Source organism: Saccharibacillus kuerlensis DSM 22868 (assembly GCF_000378145.1).
GTDB lineage: Bacteria > Bacillota > Bacilli > Paenibacillales > Paenibacillaceae > Saccharibacillus > Saccharibacillus kuerlensis.
Window position 1 is genome coordinate 270,830 of the sequence record NZ_KB899277.1, and the last position, 15,709, is coordinate 286,538.

The following is a 15,709-nucleotide window of genomic DNA, read 5'->3' on the forward strand; positions in this document are numbered from 1 at the left end:
CATCGCATCACTTACTGCCCAGCTCTTAGTCTATGATCTTGGGATCAAAGAAAGTCCTTCCGCTTAAATTTATCGTCCTTCCGCCCGATATCAATAAAGGATGCCGCTGGGGTCTTTTTTGATCTGCAGCGATCACTTGAACAATCGGAGGAATTGATGATGAGAAAAGGCCTGACTTACGGATTAAGCTTCGTCCTGCTGCTTGCTGTGGCGCTTCCTGTCTCCCAAGAGACCGCTCACGCAGCACCCAAGAAGTACAAGAACTGTACGGAATTGAACAAAGATTACAAAGGCGGCGTCGCAAAATCGGCAGGCGTGAAAAACAAAGGCGGCAAAACCAAATACAAACCGTTTGTGTCCGCGGAATTGTACAAAGCGAATAAAAGCAAAGACCGGGACAGAGATTTCATCGCCTGTGAAAAATAGGGATGCCTTAGGGCATCCCTTTCTTGCTGCAGACTGTTACATCCAGCGGGCCGCTTGTTTTCGAATAACCGGAATTTGATGCTCACCGGCCCAGCGGATCAGCTCTCGCAGCTGGGAGTCGCTTCCTGCTTCACCTTCAAATTTAAAAGCACAATCGTTCAGCACGAACCACAATCCTCTTGGCTTAATGCCGATTGCCGGATCCTCTTCTTCCGATACATAAATTCGTTTGATTTTTCCAGCCTTCAGTTCCCGTTTGCGCAGCGCTATGCTGTCCTTCTCCATCTGAAGCGTGTAAGCGGGTCTGAACATCTGCCGGATTGCAGATAATGCAACAATTGTCATGAACAAACCCCAAGCCAGCGTAACCCAGACACTGATCGAACTCATTACAGTACCGGTCTGCCCAGTTTCATAATGTTGGTAAGTGAGCATTAACATAAAGGCTGCTTGTACCCCGCATCCTGCAGCAGTCGCACCGGAGCCGACACTTTGTACCCGATAATTCTGATTTGGATTTCCAACGGCTGCACCTCCCGTTTTTTCAAAAATAAGGAATGTTATATTTATTATAAACGCTTTGCAGAAGAAAATGTTACGGAAAAGAGAGATCGTCGTTAGGATTGCCCTTGTTGGAACATTGTCAGTATCGAAGCAATTGTCGTTTCAATAAAAGTGGCATCGGGCATCGTTTTAAGCATAATTGTCAACCCGATCACTGATGTCAGCAGGGCATTGCCTAATGCTTCAGCATTTTGTCCTGGCGCAAGCTCACCCGATACAAGTCCGCCTGCAATTTTATCACGGAACAATCCGGCCAGACACAGCTGATGTTCCCGTGCTTTTGCTGTCCATTCCGGTTCACTTGGAGCCAGCTCGTCAATCGTCAGCACGATCAGACAGCCGAGCGCCGGATCTCCAGCGCATCCTCCGGCAGCCAGATCAAGCAGCAGTCCTTCAAACGCCGGAATGACTTTCGACTCTCGATCCAACAACTGCTGCATATAAATCGCATGCTTCCGCATATAGCGATCGAGCGCTCTGTCAAACAGCTCTCGTTTATCTCCGAAAGCTGCGTAGAGACTTGGCTTGCGAATATTCATTCTATCGGTCAAGTCACTTAGGGAAGATGCCTGATATCCTTTTTCCCAAAACACCCTCATAGCGGCGTCAAGCGCCTGTTCTTCGTCAAAAGCGCGTGTTCTCACCCTATTCCTCCTCCAAAAATCTTCGAGCTGATATTTTCTTATTATACCGACCAGTATAATTGACTTCTTTTTGATTAGCAAAAGATTGACAAGAGGCAAAAGGAGCCGTTATATTGAGCAGGCGCACATTACATACCGATCGGTACAAAATGAAATTTAGGAGGATTTTTTATGAGTCCACTGCCTTCATCCAAGTCTTGGTCTCTGCATGTATCGCTGCTTTTCGCTTTTGCCTGCGGCTTGGCCGTTGCTAACATCTACTATACCCAGCCGCTGTTGGGGCAGTTGGCAAAAGAATTTTCCATTTCCTATTCCGTTGTCGGAACGATCATTGCCGTTGTTCAACTTTTCTATGCAATAGGTCTGCTGCTCATCGTACCGCTTGGTGATTTCTTGAGCCGACGCCGCATGATCTCCACACAACTGCTGTCGATTGCCGCCGCTCTTCTTGCAGTCGGATTCGCCAAGAGTTACGCCGTACTGCTCGCCGCTCTTGCTGCTGTCGGCTTGATGGCCGTCGTTACCCAAGTGCTGGTCAACTTTGCTTCGGCACTTGCTCCAGAAACGCAGCGCGGACAGGTTGTAGGCATAGTGACCAGCGGCGTTGTGATTGGGATACTTTTGGCCCGCACATTTGCTGGCATTGTCAGCGATCTTGCCGGTTGGCGTGCCGTCTACCTGGTTTCTTCAGCCCTGACATTTGCCGTTACGCTCTCTCTATTGTCTGTGCTGCCTCGCGATACTGCTCATAAACCACCTATTGCCTATGGACAAATGCTCAAGTCTTTACTGCGCTTGTTTGTGACAGAACGTCTTCTGCGCATTCGCGCAGCACTTGCTCTTTTTATTTTCACTGCCTTCGGAATACTATGGACGCCGCTGGCCCTTGAGCTCGGCGAACCTCCGCTTTCTTTGTCTCCTACAGTGATTGGCCTCTTTGGATTAGCGGGAGCCGCCGGAGCTTTAGGTGCCGTAGGCGCCGGACGTTTGGCCGATCGCGGATTAGGAAAGCCTATGACTAGAACTGCTTTAGTTCTGCTGCTTGTTTCCTGGCTTCCAATAGGCATGCTCCACTATTCGCTTGCGCTGCTGGTTGTGGGTATTCTGCTGCTTGACTTCGCGGTTCAAGCGGTTCATGTGACTAATCAAAGTCTGCTGTTCGCCGCACTGCCTGCAGCGCGCGGACGATTAACCGGCGTCTATATGATCTTTTATTCATTCGGCAGTGCACTGGGCGCTTTTCTGTCTACGCGCATACATGCCGCATACGGCTGGAACGGAGTCGCTCTGCTTGGTGCGTTCGTCAGCTCGCTCGCTCTGCTGTTCTGGATCTGGACGCAAAAAGAACGCTCTCTGTAGGAAAGCGTTCTCTCCAGCATCGTTAGCGAATGCCAATTCTAAAGTGTTAAAAAGTAATTCAAATATTCGTCGTCCCGTCGGTATCCCCGACCTTCGTACAGCTTTTGCGCAGTGACATTTTCCGGAGCCGTCGATAGGGCAATGCCTTTTGCTCCAGTGAGCTCCGCATGCTGTCTGGCCGCATCCAGCAGCATTCCTCCGACTCTCCGGCCGCGGAAGCTTTCGCTAACGTACAGATCGTTCAGAATCCATGATCGCTTCATGGATACCGAGGAAAAGGTCGGGTACAGCTGCGTAAATCCAGCGGCTTCTCCCGACTCCGGCTCTTCAGCCAACAGAACGACGGATTGAAGCTGTCCCAGCCGTTCCGATAGGAATCGAGCGGCTCCTTCAGGATCCGAAGGCTGTCGGTAAAACACTCGGTATGCATCGAACAGCGGCACCAACCGCTCCAAATCCGGCAGCGATGCCGATCGAACGCTTATCCCGTTGTAGATCTCGGTCATTTTTCATTTCTCCTTACCTCTTCGTATTTTCGGTAAAGTTCGTTCAATGTAGACAAGCGCCTTCTAATCAACCGGAGCAGCTTTTCCTTTTCAACATCTGGAATGAGCTCAATCAGACGCGCAGCAGCAGCCAGAATCATCCGACACTCAATCTCCGCATCGCAAACCGTCTACATTGGATATGTAAGATGCGAACTGCTCCAGTCTATAATCGAACCATCATTTGTTTCGATGCATAACGACCTGACGGGTCGCCTGAAATCCGTTTTCTTGATAATATTCGGTCAGCTTCGATGAACAGAACAGGCTGACAACTTCAATCTCGCTTAATTCCTTCATCATTTTGTCCATCATCTGGCGGCCGATTCCCTGTCCGCGGTACGTCTCTAATACAACGACATCTTCGACATAAGCTCGATATACGCCGTCCGACACCGCCCGGCAGAAGCCGACCAATCTTTTGTCTTCCCAGGCACCTACTACCACCCCGTGTGCAAGCAGCTTGCGAATACCGTCTTTGGTCCGATTTGGCCACCAATCAGCATCCTGATAGAGCTTGAGCAATTGAAGCGGAGAAACCGGTTTTTCCGTGTGCAGCTTGATGACCACCATGCGTCCGAGGCCTCCTTGTCGGTAAAGTCGTTCCCGATTGTCTTGACTATGCCCGAAATTCCCTCTAAAGTCGAGACCTTCCTATATATTTCCTAAGTCGTTTCACTCACAGCCGATACAAATTTATAGCAAAAAGCCCGGGCGCCGTATTGTACGCTCCGGGCCGGCATTCGATGATTATAGTCTGCCGATCATATAATTAACGATTAAGGTTCAATTGGCTTGACCATACCTGGATCGGCAATCAATGACAGCGCGCTTTCATGAAGACTTCCATACCATACATCCGAATAATAATCCATAATCAGCAAATTGTCGCCGCACAGATAGAAGGAATGGGAAGGCTCTTTGAAGACATAATAACCGTCCAACCAAATCGGATGCAGTGTATCTCGAAAAGCGGCCGGATCAAGCCCCCCATCCAGTTTCCCAAAATGACGGCTTCCGAATACCAGTTCTTGCAGACAAAACGTGGTCAAAAAATGTGGTAGCGACGAACAGACAACTTCGCTGCCTTCCAAACGGTCGTCCCATAAACGCGCAGCGTCGCTATAGACTGGAGAATCGTCACGACCGACATCGACCTGGCAGGTCCAGCTCCCTTGATTTTCCAGTAGAAAAGCCGCTCGTCCGTTATCCCGTTTCTGTCCCTCCGGTTCCAATAAAAGATCCTGCGCTCCGAACAATTTCGGACGAAATTCGGTCGGATAATCGCTTGAAGCGAATGAAGGATTCGGCCATCTGCCCGCAAAAGCATAGAAGTCCTTCAGCACGGCGGGAAGATCGCCCGGAATATCTTCCTGCCGGATTCCGTATTCCGGCTTGGCGGGACCCGCCCATTTGCAGATAAAACCTTTCAGCCGCTCCATTGTTTGTCCGTTATCCGGAATCAGCATATGAATTCCCCTTTGTATGTAAAATGAAGTGAAGGCTCTTGGCATTCCCATCTCTTCGATTCCGGCTCCGGAAGAGCCGCATTTATAAAATCCCTTTATACCTCTATCTTATCCGCTATTGTACAACACGGTAAGCCCGCTCTTTCCTATTTCTTTTCGTAAGTGCTTTATGATGAATGCGAAGTTATTCCCATTCAGACGATATATTCAATCAGATTCTTTTATTCAAACAAATAAATTTTCATACTTCCTCTTGTTATTGTGATAATTTTTTTCATAAAGTAATTGACGACCTCCGCCTGTTCCTTTTATTATAAATGCAATAAACCTCTTTTTCACATTTGAATAAACCAATCGGCGTGTTACCGCAAGGGCATGAGCCAAGAACTTCTCACTCATGAAGGGAAGTTTCTTGGCCTTTTTTGCTTTTTGCAGCTCGGACTTGGAAAGGAGCAAGCAGCATGACGAAAACGACAGAAGATTTTTGTGTGCAGCGGGTAATCGGCAGCAGCGTCGTCATGGCCCAGGGAGAACAAAGCAGCGAAGAATTCATCGTGATTAGCAAAAGGATCGGATTTCTGGCTATCATCTGCATCGATTGATAAGCGCTTCCAAATAGGTTCCAACTTCTTAACGGCTTCAACCATTTTACATATGAAGGGTGATCACTATGTTAGGATTTTTGCAAAAGCTTGGCCGGTCGTTGATGCTTCCGGTCGCCACGCTTCCTGCAGCGGCTATTCTGCAGGGACTTGGTCTTCTCGATTACGAAAAAGATATTCCGCTCGGCAGCACAATCGGAGGCTTTCTAAATCAATATGTCGCTCCGTTTCTAAACGTAGGCGCAGGTACTATATTCGGCAGCCTGCCGCTGATCTTTGCTATTGGCGTAGCGATCGGATTCGCGGGTGATGCCGTTGCCGCCTTATCCGCTTTGATTGCGTACCTGATCCTCAGCAGTATTCTCGAAGCGCTGCCTGGGCAAATGCCTTTTATCGGGGACGATGTTGTGCTGAATATGGGCGTACTGGGCGGCATCTTTGCTGGCGGTTGGGCCGCTTTCCTCTACAAGCGATATCATAATGTTAAGATGCCGGAATGGCTCGGTTTCTTCGCTGGCAAACGCTTTGTGCCGATTATTACGGCCGCTTCCACCATTGTGCTGTCCGTTCTGATCGGAATGATCTGGAGTCCGGTTCAAGACGTGATCAGCGTATTCGGCAACTGGGTCGTGGGCCTTGGCGAATTCGGCGCCTTCGCATTTGGCACAGCCAATCGGCTGCTCGTTCCGATCGGCCTGCACCATGTTCTCAATTCGATCGCCTGGTTTCAGATCGGGGACTTTACGAACGCCGCTGGCGAAGTTGTACACGGCGATCTGACACGGTTCTTCGCCGGAGATCCGACGGCAGGCATGTTTATGACCGGATTCTTCCCAATTATGATGTTTGCTCTTCCAGGCGCAGCACTTGCGTTCATTCATACGGCAAAACCGAAAAATCGCAAAGCAGTTGCTTCGATCTTTATCAGCGCAGCGGTCGCCTCTTTCCTTACCGGCATCACTGAACCTCTCGAATTTTCATTCATGTTCGTCGCGCCTGTACTATATGTCGTACATGCTGTACTGACCGGTCTTTCAGGACTGATTATGTATGTTCTGGACGTTCGTCTGGGTTTTGGATTTTCCGCAGGGTTGATCGATTATCTCGTTAATATGAAACTGTCGAATAATGCGTGGCTTCTGCTTCCGGTAGGACTGGTCTTTTTTGCGGTCTATTATGTCCTGTTCCGCTTCATTATTCAAAAATTCAATCTGCAAACGCCGGGACGCGAAGATGATTTTGAAGCAGTCGGCGAAGTATCCGGCGGAAACGCTGCTGCCGGAAATGTTCTTGCCGGAAACGCCACTGCTAACGTTCAAAAGACAAGTTCGGATTCGTCGAGCCGTTCTGCCCAGATTCTGGAGCATGTCGGCGGTGCTGCCAATATTGTCGATATCGATGCCTGCGTTACCCGGCTGCGGCTGGTCGTCGGCGACGACAAAGCGGTGGACGACGCAGCACTCAAAAGACTTGGTGCTTCTGGCGTGATGAGGCTTGGTCAGGGTGCGGTTCAGATTGTGTTCGGCACGCAGTCCGAGCGGATCAAGAACGAGATCGAAAAAATGCTGTAATTTTTTCGAAGTCACGGAAGTAAACGGAAGCATATAGAAAGGGCGGGCCCAGTGGGTCCGCCCTTTCTATATGCTTATTTCATTACGCTTATTTCATTATGCTATTTCAAAATGCTTGATCATTCCGCTCTTGATCTCCTGCTTCCGTTACCAGTTGGACTCAATAAACTCGTCGCGTCCCGACTGCTGCCGGTCTTCCTTATAGTGCTTCGGATTTTTCTTATGATAATCCTGGTGGTAATCTTCGGCTTCATAGAATTCCTGTGCCGGAATAATTTCCGTTACGATCGGCTTGTCGAAGCGTCCGCTGTTCTCCAACTCCTGACGGGATGCAAGCGCCGCCTGCTGCTGCTCTTCGTTATGGAAGAAGATAGCCGGCTTATACTGACTTCCGCGATCTTGGAACTGACCTTCGCCATCTGTCGGGTCTGTCTGCGGCCAGTACAGTTCAAGCAGCCGCTCATACGGAAAAACATCCGGTTCGAACGTAATCTGCACGACTTCGTAATGTCCTGTTGTACCCGTCTTGACCTGCTCGTATGTTGGGTTCTCCACTGTACCGCCCATATACCCCGATACGATTCCATGGATTCCCGGCAGTTCTTCAAAAGGCGTTACCATGCACCAGAAGCATCCGCCGGCAAACGTCGCTTTTTCGATCTTGTTTTCGCCTGCATTTTGCGCAAAGCCTTGTTGTTCCTGAGTCATGGGTGTTCCGCTCCTCTACTTGTTCAATGATTCCCGAATCACAGCACGATATGCCGCATCCGATCGTTTACTCCGCAGAAGCCTGGAGCTCAAAGTTCGGTCTGATCTCGCCGATCCGCTCTTGACGAGCGTTCAATACCGGCGCATGTACATAATCTGCCAGTTCCGAGAACTGTTCTGCCGTTCCGATGCCAAGCTGCTTCAAGATTTCCATGGCCGCAACGGAGGTTGCGCGTTCGCTGCCGTCTTCTACCTTAATCGCAATCCCGATTCCCCGGTCGGCTACACCGATGCATTGTATGCCTTCGGCACCGACTTTTGAGACCAGATTGCTGCCGAAAACGCTCATCAAATCCGTGTCAAAGCGCTTCCTGCCCGCTACCATTTCCGGACGGTTCGTCATGCCCGTACGTATACGATTCAGCGCTTCCGCTCGCTCTGAAGATACCGTGCCTTCCGGCTTGGCCAGACGGGCAAAGCCTAGTGCCGCGTTCAGCAGCGGAAGCCTGTGCACCGGTACTCCGCACCCGTCCACGCCGATGCCGATCTCTTCCGGCGAAATATCGCATATATCGGAAATAACCGATAAAATGCGCTGCTGATGTGGATGTTCGATTTCTCGATACGTTTCCGTATCCTCATGCAGATGCACTGCTGTCAGCAGCATCCCCGAATGCTTGCCGGAACAGTTGCTGAACACGGGTGTCAGCTCGCGACCTTCGCGGATCAGTTCCCGGTAGCTCTTGCCGTCGCGCGGAATATGAGTCCCGCACTGTAGGGCATCTTCAGACAAATTCGCACGGGATAGAACATCCAATACCGTTGTCCGATGAATCGGCTCTCCGCTGTGCGACGCGCAGCTTAGGGAAATCTCGGCATCGCCGTAGCCATAAGCGTCGGCGGCACCGGACTCAATCAAAGGTACTGTTTGGAAAGGTTTCATCGACGAACGGGGAAAAGTAAGACGATTGGGATCCCCTACGCTGTACAGCAAACGACCGGCATGGTCCACGACTGCCGCGTGAATTTTATGACTGCTTTCTACATAGTGGCCACGGGTAACTTGTACATCCTGAGACATCGGTTAATCTCTTCTTTCTGTATATAATATGGCGTGCTTCATCTTATTTGGCCAGTTCGTAGATTGCCCGTGCATAGATGGCAGTCGCCTTGAGCAAATCATCGATTTCGATATATTCATTCGCTTGATGAGCTGTCATTTCTTTGCCTGGGAAGCAGGCTCCGAATGCAACGCCTTTTGCCATGAATTTAGCATAAGTTGCTCCACCTGTAGTCAGCAGGGTAGGTTCATCGCCCGTCACTTCCTGATAGGCGGTCTGCAGCGCCTTGATCACCGGCTCATCTTTTGCCACATAATGCGAACTTGTTTCCCGCACATCCGAAATCCGGAAATCGAAACCGTCTACCGACTCTTCAAGCTGAGCTTTGATCCAACCGTAATCTGCATTTACCGGACAGCGGGCCGTGAATTGGATCAGCGTCTCCTCTTCTCCCATTCCAAAACGCATAATACCGGGATTGACCGTCAACGCTCCCGTCACATCATCACTGCAGGCAATGCCTAAATTTTCGCCATGAAAATCCTCATGCATGGCGTTCAACAGCTTAACGAAAGATTTGCCTTCCGGCTGCAGAGAAGCATCCTCCAGGAACAGAGCCAACATTGTGCCGGCATTGACGCCCTGCGAAGGTTCCGAACCGTGAGCCGACACACCGATCAGGGTAAACATCGCTTCTCCCGCATTGATTTCGGCTTCTCCTTTAACACGGTGCTTGCGGCAGAAATCTTCAAATTCTTCGACCAGCGGACGGATATCGCCGCTGACTACCGCATGTGCACGTTCCGGCACCATATTGATCCGCAGGCCGGATTCGAACGACTCCAGTTTCAGAAGCGATTTGGTTTCTACTGGAGCGCGCTTCGGAACCAGAGTCGGATTGAATTGGCCTTTTTCCGCATAGATCATCGGGAATTCCGCGTCTGGCGCGAATCCGACCGTCGGCATGCCTTCCTTCTCCGCATAATACTGCATGCAGCTCATTCCGCTTTCTTCGTCCGTACCGAAGATCATCCGGACATTCTTAGTGAGTGGAAGCCCCAGATCCATCACAATCTTCAGTCCGTATAGGGCGGCAATTGTCGGACCTTTATCGTCGATCGCTCCCCGAGCGTACAAGCGGCCTTCGCGGATTGTCGGTTCAAAAGGCGGACTCATCCAGTTTCCTGTTGCGGGAACCACATCAAGATGTCCCAAAATGCCGACCGTCGTCACCGGGTCATGAGTACCGTACTGAGCGTAGCCAGCATAACCGTCCACGTTTTCGACGTTCAGCCCCATATTCTCCGAAAGCTCCAGCATATAGTCGAGAGCCTCGCTGATTGCAAGTCCCATTGGACGTCCTTTGGATGCGGTAACCGGGTCTTTGACGCTCTGGATACGAAGCAGGCCATTCAAGTCTTGCAGCAAATCCTCACGCCGCGATTCCGCTTCTTTTTGCCAATCGATCATCTATCCCTGCCTCCTTATTGATCCTTTCCCTCTATCGGGCTTTGCGATTCGCCTTTTATCTTACCATTATTTTTCGCAAAATGCCGAATACACTTCTCCGTGTTCGAGAGCAGCTTCTCCAGCCTCTTCACATCAATAGGTTTGTTCATGTATTCGTCCATTCCGGCTTCCAGACAGCGTTCGCGGTCACCTCGCATTGCATTAGCGGTAACCGCGATGATATAAGGATGACCGTATGTTTGCGGCTGTTCCCTGATCCGGCGTGTTGCCTCAAATCCATCCATTTTCGGCATTCTGACATCCATGAGAATGACATCATAGCGGGATTCGGCAGCAACCTTCAGCGCCTCTAACCCGTCCTCGGCCAGATCGCCTATGTAGCCCAGCTTTCGAAGCAGACGCTCCATGACAAGCTGATTGACCTTATTGTCTTCGGCAATCAAAATTCGCAGCGGAACGGAAATTGGAGTTGACGGTGTAACCAAAGTTCCGGACGTCGCCGGAGTCTCGATCGTCGATAAGCCCGAAGTTTCGATCGTCGGCAAGACTGGCGGTAAAACCGGAATTTCGATCGGCCGCTGAGTATACTCCTCTTTCTCGCCGTTCTTCTTCGTAAACTCCGGAAGCTGCACTTCGATTAAGAATCGGAATACGGAACCTTTTCCAGGCTTGGATTCGACTTGAATCGTTCCGTTCATGAGTTCGATCAGCTTTTTGGTAATTGCAAGTCCCAATCCGCTTCCTTGAGACTTGCGCGTCATAAAATTATCCAACTGATAAAATGGATCGAATAAATGTGCAGTTTGTTCCTCAGGAATTCCCAGACCGGTGTCTTGGATCCGAAACGCCAAGCGAATATGCCCTTCGGACGCTCCGTCTTCGCTGGTGATCGAGACGAATACGCCGCCTTTTTCCGTGTATTTGATCGCATTACCCACTAGATTCACGAGTATTTGACGCAGCTTATTCGAATCGGCTATTACAATATCAGGAACGTGCGGAGCTACAGACAAACCCAGCTCCAGTTTTTTCGAACGCGAATCCGCCAGCAAAATATCAAAAGAACGTGCTACATCTTCACGCAAATTCATTGGCTCTACCTGCAGCTCGACTTTCCCCGCTTCAATCTTGGAGAAATCCAGAATGTCATTGATAATATCCAGCAGAGAATTTCCACTTCGTTGGATGACTTCTACATATTCGCGCTGCTCGTCACTCAGCCCTTCCGTTTCCAAAAGCAGCTGTGTCAGCGTAATGACCCCGTTCATTGGCGTACGGATTTCATGACTCATCACTGCCAGAAATTCACTTTTAGCCCGATTTCGTTCCTCTGCTGCCTGCTTTTCGATCAGCAGCCGCTTATGCTCGGTAATATCTTTGGCCAGAATGTAGCAGCCTACATTCTCTCCTCCGATCATAATTGGAGCTGTAGAAGTCAACACCTCAACTTCCCGGCCGTCAATATGACGAATCAGGAGAGACGAGGAAGCACTTTCTTCTTCGCCATTGGCCGTAGAAACAATATCCTGCATATCACCTTCCGCTACCCAATCGGTAAAACGGCGGCCGATCATCTTATCGGTTGTCAGACCGGTCAGATTCTGAGCCGCAGGATTGGTATTGATGACGCGCCAGTCCCGATCGATAGAAAACACTGCGTCGTGATTATGCTTCTTGAGCGACGTATATCGTTCCACCGACTCTTGAAGTCTTCTCTCCGAATTTCGGAAATCGGTAATATCACGGTAGATGACCGCGTAGCCTGCCGGACGGTCTTCATTTCCGAGTGCAAATCCGGTCAGCAGCAGATCGAGCGGATCTCCGCCGCGTGTACGGGCCGCCGCCTCGAAGCTTTTAATACTCTCTCCCAACTTACCAGAGTCGGGTGTCGGAATCTGTTCGTACTGTGAAACAGGGTGCCCCTGAACATCATTCAGTCCGATTCGTACTTTGAGCTCTTCCTCGCCTATACCAACCAGCTCATCCGTTAGCCAGCCAAAAACCCGTTCGAAAGCCGCATTAAGCCGTACAACCCTTCCCTCTTCGTCAAAAAGGACGACCGGATCGAGCTGATTGGCGATAATACTTTCCAAATGCCGTGCCGCCGCTTCGAGCTCCAGTCGAAGATTGGAACTCCACTCGTCCATTTTCCGCTGTTCCGACAGCGATGGAAACACGGCTCCCCTGCTTTGACCCGTTAGGCCCGTACTGCTGATTTGATCGTCGGTCATAACATAGTCGTACACACGCAGCATTTTGATTTGGAGCGACGCACTGATCGAACGGCCCTCATAAGCGCATACCGAAAGCATCCGAAAATCTTCTACAGTCCGAGAAGCCAACTCTTTGAATTTTTCCAACTCTTTTTCGACGCCTTCTTCGCTTTTCCAAGTAACGTGAGCCCAAGTTCTGATCCTGTGCGAACAATTTCGATAGGGCTCGGTCAATGCCTCGAAATGCTCGACGATTTTTTCATACTGAAAGCTCTCGTGAACACTGTAAAATTGCTCCGCTTCCACGTACACGATTCGTTCGATTTCTTCCTTACTCAACGTCTGAAGCGCATGGCTGCGAATCTGCTCGATCCACTCACTGCGTTCGATCAAAATGACCAGATCTCCGCTCTGCACACCTGAAATCAAATAAGCGGATACATTATCCACATAGACATCCGCATTGTCATACAGGTATAAAATATGTCCTCCGGCGGACACACTGACCAACTGATTCAATTCCATGATGTGCTCGCTCATTGTGCCCTCCAAGACTTGACTTGAATTTTAACTTTCTTCATTATACGACAAACAGGCAAACGTAAGATGGCGAATTTTCATTCTTTACGTCAAAACACAAAAAAAGACCCGTAACGGGTGCCGAAGCGCCAATACGGGTCTTTCCTTACAGATGCGGTCGAGAGGACTCGAACCTCCACGGGGGTTAGCCCACACGGACCTGAACCGTGCGCGTCTGCCAATTCCGCCACGACCGCTCATTTACAATCGCCATTTATTACAGCGACAAGATAGATCATATCACGCCACCATAAAACTCGTCAATATTTTTTTATAAAAAGTCTCTTTACGCTTGCAAGCGTACATGTGTTCGTTTATAATAAGAACAGAACACAAGTTCCTATGAGGTGGTGAAGAGCATGACCGCTGTACAGACGACCCGAGACGAACTTTCGTTAATTAAAAGTTACTTACTTCTAACGCATATCCTTAAAGTATTTGATACCGACGCTAAGCGACTGGAGTCCGACGCGCCGATGCAAACTTCACCTTTATATACTGAAATGATCCGAAGCGCTTCAAGCTGCGCCGCCGTACTTTTATCGGGTATCCGGCGTGAATTTAAGAAACGCAACATTCGGATCTGTGAAGTGAATCACGGCGAAAATGGTGTAGATACCGATTATCTCTGCCGCGGTCTTCACGGTACTCTTCATATCGATAGCGAACCGTTTCACCGAGAAGCTGATTTACGAATGCGCGCTTACATGGGTGTTCAAGTTGCTCCTGTCGTTACCGATTCCGGTCGCCAAGCAGCTCCGCCTGTTCGCGGTTATCATCAGCGTTCTTCTTCGATCGGAACCGGCGGCAAGAAGAATTCTCGTTCTTATTCTACCGGCACTTTTGCCTAACCCCCCTCTCCCGGCTGCCAGTTGCATGCCTTTCCCCAGTATGCAATCGGCAGTTAGGAATGATATATAAATTTTCTGCATATGCATTCGATAAAGCCCGCCTTGGTCCAGAATCTCCGGACCAGGCGGGCTTTATTTGAACGAATAGATGATAGAGAGGCCTTCTTCTTTTCTCGCATATTTATTCGAAATGTCATAACCGCTGCATTAAGATCTTTCTCGGATTAATCCTCTTCCTTAAGAGAGTCACTATTCCCCGACTCCGCTCCCCACTCAGGAACTTCGGTCGTCGGATCAATCCTCTCTTCCTTGGACGGTTGAATGATATAGTTCCGGTCCAGCTTCACAACGTTGCGATTAGGCCGCCGGATAAGAACATGTGTATCGTCCCAAGCTACCACAATTCCCCGAACATCATTTTCTTTCAATCCGTCTCGTACGACCCGAACTTTTTCCCCTGACAGTCGATAGGCATTAAGCTGTTCGTCACTGATCATGATCTTCTTCCTTCTTTCCCTTAGATGTCATTATTCCGTCATTAAAAAAAGCCCGCGCGCGTAAACGCGAACGGGCCGGTCTAAGAAGCCGTACAGTATAATCTCCCGAACGGAAGGTTCGTTAGCGCTGGGCGTGTTCCTTCGAATCCGTATTTTCAAACCAGAAGTCGAGTACCTTGGCCGACATAACACGCTGTTCGATATATTCGACCTGCTGCGTCGTGAACTCATCTCTCCATGGGAAAGACAGCTCTTCGCACAGATCGGCAAGTGTAAGAAGTTCGGACCATGCGACATAGCGTTTATACCAGAAAAACTGAGGGTGTTCAATCATATAGGGATAAAGGTCATCAAATTCCGTATGCTTGCAATCTAGAGCACGTTCGAAATGCACCTTAGCTTCATTGACTTTTTTGATGAAAAATTCGGCATTTACTACTTGATCGCTCATGTTCTTCTTCCTCCTCTCCCTACTTAAAAGATATTATACGTAACATTGCCGGAGGGGTAAAGCGGGAAATACAGCTCTTGGTTTAACTTTCTTCAATCTGCAAATACGATCCCGTCTTCCCCCAGCGACTGAATACGAACCAGCGATTCCAGACGAATTCCCTGGTCCCGCAGACTCTGCGCGCCGGATTGGAAGCATTTTTCGACGACGATCCCCGTACCGACCAATGTCGCTTCGGAAGAATGAATGATTTTGACGAGTCCGCGAGCGGCGTCGCCATTGGCGATAATATCGTCGATCAGCAGTACTCTGTCTTCCTTTTTAATAAACCGTTTGGGAAGCATTAAATCGGTCACGATTCCTTTTGTAAAAGAAGGAACACGTTCTACGTAAGAATCAGGGTCGGCAAGAAGCGTCTTTTTTCGGCGGGCAAAGATCATCGGCACACCGAGTTCAAGCGCTACGGCAAAAGCAACCGGAATGCCGGAAGACTCGACGGTTACCACTTTTGTCACACCGTCGGCTTTAAAGCGTGCAGCGAATTCGCGTCCCATTTCCATCGTCAGCGCCGGATCGACCTGATGATTCAAGATGGCGTCCAGTTTCAGCACCTGCTGCGAAGCAACGACGCCTTCGCGCTTGATTCGCTCTTTTAATTCTTCCATATGATCAACCCTCCAGATTCACTTTCGCGCTTTT

Annotated in this window: 17 protein-coding genes and 1 tRNA gene; 5 read left to right on the forward strand and 13 right to left on the reverse strand. The window is 49.6% G+C overall.

Going from position 1 to position 15,709, the window contains the following annotated elements; genetic code table 11:
* Positions 1 to 159 precede the first annotated feature (159 nt).
* Positions 160 to 426, forward strand: coding sequence for an excalibur calcium-binding domain-containing protein (locus F456_RS0101260; protein ID WP_018975186.1), 267 nt, complete (start codon positions 160 to 162; stop codon positions 424 to 426).
* A gap of 36 nt (positions 427 to 462) precedes the next feature.
* On the opposite strand, the gene F456_RS0101265 is transcribed toward F456_RS0101260, so the two are convergent.
* Both F456_RS0101265 and F456_RS0101275 read right to left on the reverse strand, forming a co-directional pair.
* Positions 463 to 861 carry a hypothetical protein gene (locus F456_RS0101265; protein WP_018975187.1) on the reverse strand — a complete coding sequence of 133 codons (399 nt, stop codon included), beginning with the start codon at positions 859 to 861 and terminating at the stop codon, positions 463 to 465.
* 182 nt (positions 862 to 1,043) lie between these two features.
* Complete coding sequence (locus F456_RS0101275; RefSeq protein WP_018975189.1) at positions 1,044 to 1,634, reverse strand: TetR/AcrR family transcriptional regulator; 591 nt, start codon at positions 1,632 to 1,634, stop codon at positions 1,044 to 1,046.
* Positions 1,635 to 1,805: 171 nt separating this feature from the next.
* Here F456_RS0101275 and F456_RS0101280 point away from each other — a divergent pair, with 171 nt between their 5' ends.
* Positions 1,806 to 2,993: an MFS transporter gene (locus F456_RS0101280; RefSeq protein WP_018975190.1), complete on the forward strand. Its 1,188-nt coding sequence runs from the start codon at positions 1,806 to 1,808 to the stop codon at positions 2,991 to 2,993.
* Between the two features lie 38 nt (positions 2,994 to 3,031).
* Here F456_RS0101280 and F456_RS0101285 read toward each other — a convergent pair whose 3' ends face one another.
* The 3 genes from F456_RS0101285 to F456_RS0101300 form a co-directional block, all read right to left on the reverse strand.
* Positions 3,032 to 3,499 carry a GNAT family N-acetyltransferase gene (locus tag F456_RS0101285; RefSeq protein ID WP_018975191.1) on the reverse strand — a complete coding sequence of 156 codons (468 nt, stop codon included), beginning with the start codon at positions 3,497 to 3,499 and terminating at the stop codon, positions 3,032 to 3,034.
* A gap of 219 nt (positions 3,500 to 3,718) precedes the next feature.
* Complete coding sequence (locus F456_RS0101295; RefSeq protein ID WP_018975193.1) at positions 3,719 to 4,111, reverse strand: GNAT family N-acetyltransferase; 393 nt, start codon at positions 4,109 to 4,111, stop codon at positions 3,719 to 3,721.
* A gap of 206 nt (positions 4,112 to 4,317) precedes the next feature.
* Entirely contained in the window at positions 4,318 to 5,007 is a 690-nt protein-coding gene (locus tag F456_RS0101300) for a hypothetical protein (protein WP_018975194.1), read from the reverse strand.
* Between the two features lie 461 nt (positions 5,008 to 5,468).
* Between F456_RS0101300 and F456_RS24175 the strand changes: the two genes are divergently transcribed.
* Both F456_RS24175 and F456_RS0101310 read left to right on the forward strand, forming a co-directional pair.
* Positions 5,469 to 5,609, forward strand: coding sequence for a hypothetical protein (locus F456_RS24175; RefSeq protein ID WP_018975195.1), 141 nt, complete (start codon positions 5,469 to 5,471; stop codon positions 5,607 to 5,609).
* A gap of 68 nt (positions 5,610 to 5,677) precedes the next feature.
* The gene (locus F456_RS0101310) at positions 5,678 to 7,180 is read left to right on the forward strand and encodes a PTS transporter subunit EIIC (RefSeq protein ID WP_018975196.1); all 1,503 of its coding nucleotides are present in this window, start codon (positions 5,678 to 5,680) and stop codon (positions 7,178 to 7,180) included.
* 147 nt (positions 7,181 to 7,327) lie between these two features.
* Here the strand turns inward: F456_RS0101310 and msrA are convergent, their stop codons facing one another.
* The 5 genes from msrA to F456_RS0101335 all read right to left on the reverse strand — a co-directional run bounded on the left by msrA (position 7,328) and on the right by F456_RS0101335 (position 13,408).
* A complete protein-coding gene (gene msrA, locus F456_RS0101315) occupies positions 7,328 to 7,840 on the reverse strand; it encodes a peptide-methionine (S)-S-oxide reductase MsrA (protein ID WP_026293579.1) in 513 nt (170 codons plus the stop codon).
* Between the two features lie 115 nt (positions 7,841 to 7,955).
* Positions 7,956 to 8,969 carry an asparaginase gene (locus F456_RS0101320; protein ID WP_018975198.1) on the reverse strand — a complete coding sequence of 338 codons (1,014 nt, stop codon included), beginning with the start codon at positions 8,967 to 8,969 and terminating at the stop codon, positions 7,956 to 7,958.
* Positions 8,970 to 9,012: 43 nt separating this feature from the next.
* Positions 9,013 to 10,419, reverse strand: a complete 1,407-nt coding sequence (pepV, locus tag F456_RS0101325) for a dipeptidase PepV (protein ID WP_018975199.1) — start codon at positions 10,417 to 10,419, stop codon at positions 9,013 to 9,015.
* 14 nt (positions 10,420 to 10,433) lie between these two features.
* Positions 10,434 to 13,172 (reverse strand): ATP-binding protein, encoded by a 2,739-nt coding sequence (locus F456_RS23375; RefSeq protein WP_018975200.1) that lies wholly within the window; start codon positions 13,170 to 13,172, stop codon positions 10,434 to 10,436.
* A 152-nt stretch (positions 13,173 to 13,324) separates the two neighbouring features.
* Positions 13,325 to 13,408: transfer RNA gene (locus F456_RS0101335), tRNA-Leu, on the reverse strand.
* Between the two features lie 162 nt (positions 13,409 to 13,570).
* Between F456_RS0101335 and F456_RS21540 the strand changes: the two genes are divergently transcribed.
* On the forward strand, positions 13,571 to 14,062 hold the full coding sequence (locus tag F456_RS21540; protein WP_018975201.1) for a YhjD family protein: 492 nt from the start codon (positions 13,571 to 13,573) through the stop codon (positions 14,060 to 14,062).
* A 224-nt stretch (positions 14,063 to 14,286) separates the two neighbouring features.
* Here the strand turns inward: F456_RS21540 and F456_RS21545 are convergent, their stop codons facing one another.
* The 3 genes from F456_RS21545 to F456_RS0101355 all read right to left on the reverse strand — a co-directional run bounded on the left by F456_RS21545 (position 14,287) and on the right by F456_RS0101355 (position 15,675).
* Positions 14,287 to 14,559, reverse strand: a complete 273-nt coding sequence (locus tag F456_RS21545; protein WP_018975202.1) for a hypothetical protein — start codon at positions 14,557 to 14,559, stop codon at positions 14,287 to 14,289.
* Positions 14,560 to 14,680: 121 nt separating this feature from the next.
* The gene (locus tag F456_RS0101350; RefSeq protein ID WP_018975203.1) at positions 14,681 to 15,010 is read right to left on the reverse strand and encodes a hypothetical protein; all 330 of its coding nucleotides are present in this window, start codon (positions 15,008 to 15,010) and stop codon (positions 14,681 to 14,683) included.
* Between the two features lie 92 nt (positions 15,011 to 15,102).
* Positions 15,103 to 15,675, reverse strand: coding sequence for a xanthine phosphoribosyltransferase (locus tag F456_RS0101355; protein ID WP_018975204.1), 573 nt, complete (start codon positions 15,673 to 15,675; stop codon positions 15,103 to 15,105).
* Between the last annotated feature and the right edge of the window lie 34 nt (positions 15,676 to 15,709).